An 8,419-nucleotide genomic window follows, 5' to 3' on the forward strand; every position below is an offset into this window, starting at 1 on the left:
CGTCAGCTGCGGCGCGCGAGCCCGACCGCGAGCACCTCGTCGAGGCCGGTGGCCACCGTGGTGGAGTCGACGACCTGCGTCGAGATCGGCGGCAGATCGTGGATGAGGCGCGTGAGGCGGGCGCTCATCGCTTCGGCGTCGAGCAGCTTGAGTGGGTCCGCGGTCCAGCACGCGGCGAGCGTCACGTAGGACGTGGAGTTGAGGCTGGCCTCCACCTCCTCCCACGTTCCGAGGGTGTGCGGCAGATCGGTGGCCGCCATCGCGAGCACGTGGTCGGCCTCGAGCTGTTCGAAGACGAGATCCCGCCGGGCGGCGACGCCCCGGTCCGAATCCTGCTGGCCGTCGGCCATGAGCACGAGCACGCGCTGAAGCGCTCGCAGCGAGCGGCGGAACTGCCTGCGCACCAAACGGATCGGCAGACGTCGCGCGAACGCCCACAAGATTACAACACAGATGGCGCACGAGAGCGCCGTCTCGAAGACGCGGTCGAGCATCAACTCGGTCGTCGGTGCGTGCGACGAGCCGACGGAGGCCACGAGCAACGCCATCGGTGTGATGAACATCGAACCGAGCGCGTAGTTGCTCACGACCGACCACTGCAGGAGGAAGACGCACACGAGCGCGATGACGATGACCCACCAGTCGGTCGGTCCGGCCAGACTGACGAGGAAGAACAGGCCGACGCCGACGACGGTGCCGACGAAGCGGTGGCCGGCGCGGTGCGTCAGCGAGAGTCGGTCACCGTTGAGGGAGACGAGCAGCGCCGTTGTCATGACGGCCCAGTACGGGTGTGAGACGCCGAGGGCGTACGCGATGACGCAGGTGGCGAGCACCGCGAGCGCGGCCCGGCGCGCGATGAGCGAGGGCAGGGAAGAGCGGGACAGCCCCCACTCGAGCAGGTAACGCCGCGGCGGACGCCCGAGGTAGCGCGCCTGGAGCATCGTCGGGACGGCGATGTCGGCGTCGGGCAGGCGGGTGGCGGCGGTGCGTTGGACGACGGCGATGTGCATCTTGCGCACCTGCGCCGTGAGATCACGCAGGTGCGGGTTGCGGTTGCGGCGTCCTGCGGCCAACGCGACGGCCCACGCGGCGTTGAAGATCGAGCCGTATGCGGCGTCGCGCAGGCGGCCCGTCTCGACGAAGTCGCCGTCGGGGTCGGTGGCGAAGTATTCGTCACACGCCTCTTGCGCATCCTCGACGGCTTCGTCCTCGGGAGTGTGCCGGAACGGCCACTGCAGGGCGAGGCTGAGCACGCTCGACATCACGGCGCCGAGCGACGCGGCCAGGACGAACGTCGAACCGGCCACGCCCGTGGTGGGCAGGTAGGTGCCGATGGCCGGGCCGATCGTGAGGAACACCGGCCCGGGCGGGTCGCCGACGAGCGCATGGTAGAGCAACACACTGACGCCCGCGATCGCCGTCAGGGCGAGGGTGGTGAGAAGCGCGTTGCCCGCGACGCTCACGCCGATGGTCAGGGCGAGGGCGTAGGCGAGTGTCATCGAGGCGAGGATCGTGACGCGGTGGCGCCACGTGCGTCGCACGCTGACGGTGCACAGGAACGTTCCGGTGAGGCCGAGCAATCCCATCTTGGGACCGAAGATCAGCGACAGCGTGAGCACGGTGAGCGTCACGCAGGTCGTGATGTGCGCAGCCACCTTCCAGCGTCCCGGAGAGGGCTTCACCTCGACGAAGGTGTGTAGCTCGTCGGCCACGCGCCTCTTCGTCACGCCACGGCGTCGCGCGACGCGCCGCACCTCGGGCGGGACGAGGAGCATGGTCAGCCGGGACATGACTCCTATTTTGTCGGCCCGGCGCCGTGCACGGCCACCGAGCGTGCGACGGATACCGAACACACGAACGCGGGCCCGGTGTGACCCGGACCCGCGCACGGTGTGGTTCGCGCAGGGGTCAGCTGCGCGCCAGTCGCTCCTCGACGTAATCGAGCCAGCGCAGTTCGGCCTCGTCGGCGAAGATGAGCGACTCGAGGACGAGCTCGTCGGCGCCCACACCAGGCGGGGTCTCACCGAACGACCGGCGCGGTTTCGAGCGGTTGAGTTCGCGCAGGTGCGTCAACGTCGCCGCCCGTTGCGCCGAGACGATAGCCCGAACGTCGACGCCCGGCATCGTCACGGCGAGGGCCAACTTGATGGCCAGTTCGTTGCGGGGCGTGACGTCCCGCGGCACCGCCTGATCCCACCAGCCGAGCACCTCGGCGCGGCCGGCGTCGGTGAGCCGGTAGGGGATGCGCCCGTCGGCGTCCGGCGTACCGGCGCCCTCGACGAGACCGTCGCGCTCGAGGCGCCCCAACCTCGTGTAGACCTGACCGATGTTCAGCGGCCACTGACCGCCGGTGCGAGCCTCGAACTCGGCCTTGAGCTGGGCGCCGTACATCGGTTGGGAGTCGAGAAGGGCGAGAAGACTGTTGCGAACACTCATGACAGCCTCCTCATGCTTCGCGCCGGGTCAGCGGCGGCGTGCGCCGGGCGAACGTCATCGAGATCGCCGCGGCGAGCAGGGGCACGCCGACGAGCAGGATGAGCAGCAGCCACCAGGGAACCACATAGGTTCCGGGGACGCTCGTGGCGCCGGTCTCGGTGTAAGCCGTTCCGGTGGCGTCCCGCGCCAGGATGTGTTGAGGGGGGCGCAAGGGCGACACGCGCGGGCCCACGGCGAGCAATGCGCTCGTCGTGGGCTCGGTCAACGGAGTGGCTGTGCGATCAGACGGTGAGGAGCACCTTGCCGATGTGCTGCGAGGCGGCGAGCTCGCGGTGGGCGTCGGCCGCCCGGGTGAGGGGGTAGGTGGCGTGCACGATCGGACGCACCGCGCCGGATTCGACGAGCGGCCAGACGTTTTCGCGCACGTGCGCGACGATGGCGGCCTTCTCCTCGCGCGGGCGTGAGCGCAGACCCGTCGCGGTGATCTGCGCACGTTTGGCGAGCAGCTTCGACAGGTCGAGTTCGGCCTTCGTCCCGCCCTGCATGCCGATGACGACGAGCCGCCCGCTTGGCGCGAGAGCCGCGATGTTGCGTTCGAGGTACTTGGCTCCGACGACATCGAGGATGACGTTCGCACCGCCTTCGGCGTCCATCGCGTCGACGAAGTCGTCCTCGCGATAGTTGATGAGAATGTCTGCTCCGAGCGCCTTGCAGGCGGCGAGCTTCTCCGCCGAGCCGGCCGTCACGGCGACGCGGGCGCCGGACGCCTTGGCGAGCTGGATGGCCATCGTGCCGATGCCACTGCCGCCGCCGTGGACGAGGACGAGTTCGCCGGGTTGGAGGTCGGCCGTGAGGAAGACGTTCGACCAGACGGTGGAGGCAACCTCCGGGAGCGCTGCTGCGGTGACGAGGTCAATGCCGTGGGGGACCGGCAGGATCTGGCCGACCGGGGCCACGACGTACTCGGCGTAACCGCCTCCGGCAAGGAGCGCGCAGACCTCGTCGCCGACCTTCCACCCCAGCGTGTCGGTTCCGACGGCCTCGATCGTGCCGGAGACCTCGAGGCCCGGAAGCTCCGATTCGCCGGGCGGCGGCGGGTAGAAACCCTGGCGCTGCATGAGGTCCGCGCGGTTGACGCCTGTAGCCGCGACGCGGATGAGCACCTCGTCGCCGGCGAGGTCTGCGGGGCTGGGCGTGTCGACGTCGGCGGGAGTGAGGACGCTCTCGTCACCGAACTCGGGCAGCGTGATAGCGAGCATGTTTCGAGCCTATGTGACGAAGCTCCGCGCGGGACGGGGCGGTTGGTCAGGCTTGCCTCGTCTCACCTGCGCCACGCCGAATGAAGTGGCACGATGCAGATATGAAGCTCAGCGCAGATCTCGAAAAGGCATTCAACGACCAGATCACCCTCGAGTTCGAGGCCTCGATCGTCTGCCGCCAGCTCGCCATCGAGCTCGACGCTATGGACCTCCCGGGCATGGCTGCGTGGCTGCGGCACCAGGCGGACGAGGAGATCGTCCACGCCAACAAGTTCATCGACCACTTGCTCGACCGCGACAACCACCCGAAGATCGGCTCCCAGATGGCTCCGAGCGTCGAGGTTTCGACCGTGCTCGACGCCTTCGAAGCGGCCTACGCGCACGAGAAGAAGGTCTCGGAATCGATCCGCGAGCTGTACCGCTCCGCCGATTCCGAGGGTGACCTCGACTCGCGTCCGCTGCTCAACTGGTTCCTCACCGAGCAGATCGAGGAAGAAGCGACGGTCAGCGAGATCGTCGGTCGCGTCGAACTCATCAAGGACGACGGCCCTGGCCTCCTGCGCCTCGACGAGGAGCTCGGCCAGCGCCCCACGCGTTCGACCGAGGGCTGATCCGAGGTTCCTCCGGACGCAGAAAGCGGCCGGTACCTGCTCATCCGAGCGGGTACCGGCCGCTTTTCACGTGCCGGAGAGGCGTCAGGCCGTGGCAGCCACGTGCACGCGGGGAAGCGTGCGTGCCTGATCGATGAGGTGGTGCTCGACGGTGTCGAGCGATGCAGCCGTGCGGGCTGCGCGTGCCACGGTCGTGGCACCGTTGAGGGAGCAGAAGGCGAGGGTGGCGAAGGAGCGGGCAGCCTCGGGCTCGACGCCGCACTCGCGGAGGCCGTCGCTCAGGGCGTCGACGAACGTGGCGAAGACCACGGCGCATCGGTCGAGCTGTTCGGTGTTCTCCGCTGCGACGGTGACGGCGGTGGCGGCGCAACCCACTTCGAATTCGCCGTCGACAACGTACGCGCGGTAGCCGTCGAGCACCGAACGAACGAACTGCTCGGGGTTGACGCGGCAGATGGAGCCGATCCACTCCACGAAGGACTCCGCGTTTGCATCGAGAGCAGCAAGGACGAGTTCCTGCTTTCCCCCGGGGAAGTGGTGGTAGATCGAGCCGCGCGGGGTGCGCGTTGCCTGGGTGACCTCCGCGAACGAGGTGGATTGGAGGCCGCGTCGCGACAACAGGTCGCAAGCGCCCACGATCATGCGCTGACGCACGTTCTTGGCCATGAAACATCCTCCTGTGGGGCTTGCAGTGCGGTCGTGCCGCCTGCGAGCGATCATGCTGACTGGTGGTCCCACGCCGAGTGCCGTTGGCATGGCACACGATACGCGAATATTTGGACGGTCGTCCGAATCCCTGTCGGGTCCTGGGCCCTGGTCGAACAATGGGTGGCAGCCCGATCGCAAGGCTCTGAAGAAACCAGATGGTTGATTGTTGGTCAATATACCGGACGCCCCCGGGTTGGCGGGCGGAAGAGAGTACAGTGACTTCTTGCTGAGATCGCCCGGATGCGCTGCGAAACGGGTTCCGCTCGCGGAGTTGGAAAATCGTCCAACTGTGGTGAGGTGGCCCGTTTTGCCCGTCACGTCGGGGGATTGTCGGCCCCGAGTGCGCGCAAAGCGGCGTGACGGGACCTTGGTCCCCACTTTTCGATCTGGTGGAAATGAGGGGCACTTTGGGGTGTGTGGCCCCTCCCTATGGGTGGAGGGTGCGTCCTCAGTGGCTGGAGTGGGCGTCATCGGTCCGTCGAGTGGTCCGATCGACAGGCGGTGGGCCCTCTCCCTCTTGCTTCATCGGACAGAAAAGGACCCCTCCGGGCGACTTTGTCGCTGATCCGGAGGGGTCCTTCTCTGTCTGGCGGTGGCGGTGGGAGCCGTCGTGACGCGCGGGGCTCGCTGTCGCTCGCTCGCGCGTCACTCCTCCCAAATCCCCCGTGCTTCATCAGATACGAATGGACCCCCGCCCAGGGCGACTTCGTCGCTGGTCCTGGGCGGGGGTCCATTCGTATCTGGCGGTGGCGGTGGGATTTGAACCCACGGTGGAGTCACCCCCACACACGCTTTCGAGGCGTGCTCCTTAGGCCGCTCGGACACGCCACCGCCAGAAAGATTACAACAGTGGGTCACTGAGTCAAAAACGGGATGACCGGGGCGTGAGGAATGTCGTAAGCCCGCTGGTGATCAGGAGCAGCTGGGTGAGGCGGACGGCTTCTCCGCGGCCTTCTCGAGCGTCGGGAACTGCGGGCCGACGACAACATCGACACCAGCGCCGTCGCGCCCGTCCTGGACGAGCCTCGCGCCCGGGACGCGTGGCTCGACGTACTTCTTGGCGTTCTGGGCTCCGCCCGGACCGAACCGAATCTCGCCCACGTTGGAGATCTTCTTCTTGTACGGGTCGTTGCTCACCGTGCCGACATTGAACTCGTACGTGCGCAAGGCGTCGGCGGCGTCACCGGCAGCGCCCTTCGGCCCGCCCGCGTTGTAGACGTTGACGGGGAACGTGGCCTGAGGCGGCAGCGATGTCGTCGTGCCGCTGGGGCACTCGCCGGCCTTCGGCTTGCTCGGCTGGGACATGAATGTGGCGGCGAAGACGACGGAGCCGATGACCAGGAGGGCGCAGAGCGTCAGGATCGCCAACGAGCGCCGCTCGCGCCGACGGCGGGCACGCTCGAGACCGTTGTCGCGGACGTAGCTCACAGCGAAAGCACCCTGGCGTGGAACGTGGAACGCTGCTGCAACGCGGCGCGCAGGGCGCGGTGCAGGCCGTCCTCGAGGTACAGCTCGCCGCTGTAGGCGACGACGTGCGCGAAGATGTCCCCGTAGAAGGTCGAATCCTGCGAAAGCAGCGCCGAGAGATCGAGCGTGGCGCGGGTGGTCGTCAGATCTGCGAGGCGGACGACACGCGGCGTGATCGGCGACCAGTCCTTGGGCGTCACGAGGCCGTGGTCGGGGTAGGGGCGCGAGTCGCCGACGGCCTTGAAGATCACGGCCTCATTTTATGCGCGTCGTCTACTGCGCGTGCACACACGCGCCGGATATTGTCGCCGCGTGAGCGAAAACAATCAGCTTGAAGCCATCCGCACGGGTTACGCCTTCGAGGGCGGCTCGCTCGACCTCGGGGCTGCCGTCGACGCAGGCACGGCAGCACCAGACGTCCAGGTGCGTCTGCCGCTCGCGATGATGAACCGTCACGGACTCATCGCGGGAGCCACCGGTACCGGTAAGACCAAGACCCTCCAGCTCATGGCCGAGCAGCTCGCCACGAACGGCGTGCCCGTCTTCATGGCCGACATCAAGGGCGACCTCTCGGGTCTGGCCGAGCCAGGCGAGTCGAACGACAAGGTCGCGCAGCGTGCGTCCGACGTGGGTCAGACGTGGGAGGCGAAGGGCTTCGAGGTCGAGTACCTCGCGCTGGGCGGTCAGGGCAAGGGCGTGCCGGTTCGTGCCACGGTCACATCGTTCGGCCCGACGCTGCTGTCTAAGGTGCTGGGCCTCAACTCGACCCAGGAGTCGAGCCTCGGGCTGATCTTCCACTATGCCGACAGCCAGGGTCTCGCACTGCTCGACCTCAAGGATCTGCGCGCCGTCATCACTCACCTCACGTCAGACGAGGGGAAGGCCGACCTCAAGGAACTGGGCGGTCTCTCGTCAGCCACGGCCGGAGTCATCCTGCGCAATCTCATCGCTTTCGCCGACGGCGGCGCCGAGGCGTTCTTTGGTGAGCCGGAGTTCGAGACCTCGGACCTGCTGCGTACTGGCGCCGACGGTCGCGGCATCATCACCTGCCTCGAACTGCCGAGCGTCCAGGAGCAGCCGACGCTGTTCTCCACGTTCCTCATGTGGATGCTCGCCGACCTGTTCCAGGAGCTCCCGGAAGCCGGCGACCTCGACAAGCCGAAGCTCGTCTTCTTCTTCGACGAGGCGCACCTGCTCTTCGACGAGGCGAGCAAGGCGTTCGTCGACCAGATCGAGCAGACCGTTCGTCTCATCCGCTCCAAGGGCGTCGGTGTCTTCTTCGTCACGCAGACCCCGAAGGATGTCCCCGCCGGCGTTCTCGGTCAGCTCGGTAACCGGGTGCAGCACGCGCTGCGCGCGTTCACGCCGGATGATCAGAAGGCGCTCAACGCCACCGTACGTACCTTCCCGAAGAGTGGGTACGACCTCGAGGAGCTCCTCACGACGCTCGGCACCGGCGAGGCCGTCGTCACGGTGCTCTCCGAGAAGGGCGCGCCGACGCCCGTCGCGTGGACCCGCATGCTCGCACCGACGTCGAAGATGGCCCCGGCGAGCGAGGAGACGATGGACCGCGTCATCGGCGCCTCCGCCATCGCCTCGAAGTACTCCGAGGCCGTCGACCGCGAATCCGCGTACGAGCGTCTTCAGAACAAGTTCGCACAGGCTCCCGCCGAGAGCGACAACGCCGAGGAAAAGCCCAAGGCCGCTCCGAGGGAAGCAGCGAAGCCGAAGGAGGAGCCCGGCATGGTGAGCCAGGTCGTGCGCTCCAGCGCGTTCAAGTCGTTCATGCGCTCCGCGGGCACACAGATCGGCCGCGAGATCACCCGCAGTCTGTTCGGTACGGGCCGCCGTCGCTGACGCGCCTTCCCCACGGACGAAGCGGGCCGCACGGCAGCACAGCTCGTGGCCGACGGCGTGCAGCCCGGCGCCCTGGCGCTT

General features: G+C 67.6%; 9 protein-coding genes and 1 tRNA gene. 2 read left to right on the forward strand and 8 right to left on the reverse strand.

Annotation, left to right across the window (positions count from 1 at the left end):
• Positions 1-2 precede the first annotated feature (2 nt).
• The 4 genes from K9D12_RS12565 to K9D12_RS12580 all read right to left on the reverse strand — a co-directional run bounded on the left by K9D12_RS12565 (position 3) and on the right by K9D12_RS12580 (position 3,695).
• A complete protein-coding gene (locus tag K9D12_RS12565; protein WP_047312536.1) occupies positions 3-1,790 on the reverse strand; it encodes an FUSC family protein in 1,788 nt (595 codons plus the stop codon).
• 118 nt (positions 1,791-1,908) lie between these two features.
• On the reverse strand, positions 1,909-2,436 hold the full coding sequence (locus tag K9D12_RS12570; protein ID WP_129666786.1) for a PadR family transcriptional regulator: 528 nt from the start codon (positions 2,434-2,436) through the stop codon (positions 1,909-1,911).
• 10 nt (positions 2,437-2,446) lie between these two features.
• On the reverse strand, positions 2,447-2,701 hold the full coding sequence (locus K9D12_RS12575) for a hypothetical protein (protein ID WP_223060409.1): 255 nt from the start codon (positions 2,699-2,701) through the stop codon (positions 2,447-2,449).
• Between the two features lie 16 nt (positions 2,702-2,717).
• Complete coding sequence (locus K9D12_RS12580) at positions 2,718-3,695, reverse strand: NAD(P)H-quinone oxidoreductase (protein ID WP_223060410.1); 978 nt, start codon at positions 3,693-3,695, stop codon at positions 2,718-2,720.
• Positions 3,696-3,796: 101 nt separating this feature from the next.
• Here K9D12_RS12580 and K9D12_RS12585 point away from each other — a divergent pair, with 101 nt between their 5' ends.
• Positions 3,797-4,306, forward strand: a complete 510-nt coding sequence (locus K9D12_RS12585) for a ferritin (protein WP_223060411.1) — start codon at positions 3,797-3,799, stop codon at positions 4,304-4,306.
• A gap of 84 nt (positions 4,307-4,390) precedes the next feature.
• Here K9D12_RS12585 and K9D12_RS12590 read toward each other — a convergent pair whose 3' ends face one another.
• The 4 genes from K9D12_RS12590 to K9D12_RS12605 form a co-directional block, all read right to left on the reverse strand.
• On the reverse strand, positions 4,391-4,972 hold the full coding sequence (locus tag K9D12_RS12590) for a TetR/AcrR family transcriptional regulator (RefSeq protein WP_223060412.1): 582 nt from the start codon (positions 4,970-4,972) through the stop codon (positions 4,391-4,393).
• Positions 4,973-5,755: 783 nt separating this feature from the next.
• Positions 5,756-5,845: transfer RNA gene (locus K9D12_RS12595), tRNA-Ser, on the reverse strand.
• An 81-nt stretch (positions 5,846-5,926) separates the two neighbouring features.
• Positions 5,927-6,442, reverse strand: coding sequence for a LytR C-terminal domain-containing protein (locus K9D12_RS12600; RefSeq protein ID WP_223060413.1), 516 nt, complete (start codon positions 6,440-6,442; stop codon positions 5,927-5,929).
• A complete protein-coding gene (locus tag K9D12_RS12605) occupies positions 6,439-6,732 on the reverse strand; it encodes a type II toxin-antitoxin system VapB family antitoxin (RefSeq protein ID WP_047312530.1) in 294 nt (97 codons plus the stop codon). Before K9D12_RS12605 ends, K9D12_RS12600 begins: the two co-directional genes overlap by 4 nt.
• A 61-nt stretch (positions 6,733-6,793) precedes the next feature.
• Between K9D12_RS12605 and K9D12_RS12610 the strand changes: the two genes are divergently transcribed.
• Positions 6,794-8,338: a helicase HerA-like domain-containing protein gene (locus K9D12_RS12610; RefSeq protein ID WP_223060414.1), complete on the forward strand. Its 1,545-nt coding sequence runs from the start codon at positions 6,794-6,796 to the stop codon at positions 8,336-8,338.
• Positions 8,339-8,419: the final 81 nt, after the last annotated feature.

This window comes from Dermacoccus sp. Tok2021, assembly GCF_019895135.1.
GTDB lineage: Bacteria > Actinomycetota > Actinomycetes > Actinomycetales > Dermatophilaceae > Dermacoccus > Dermacoccus abyssi.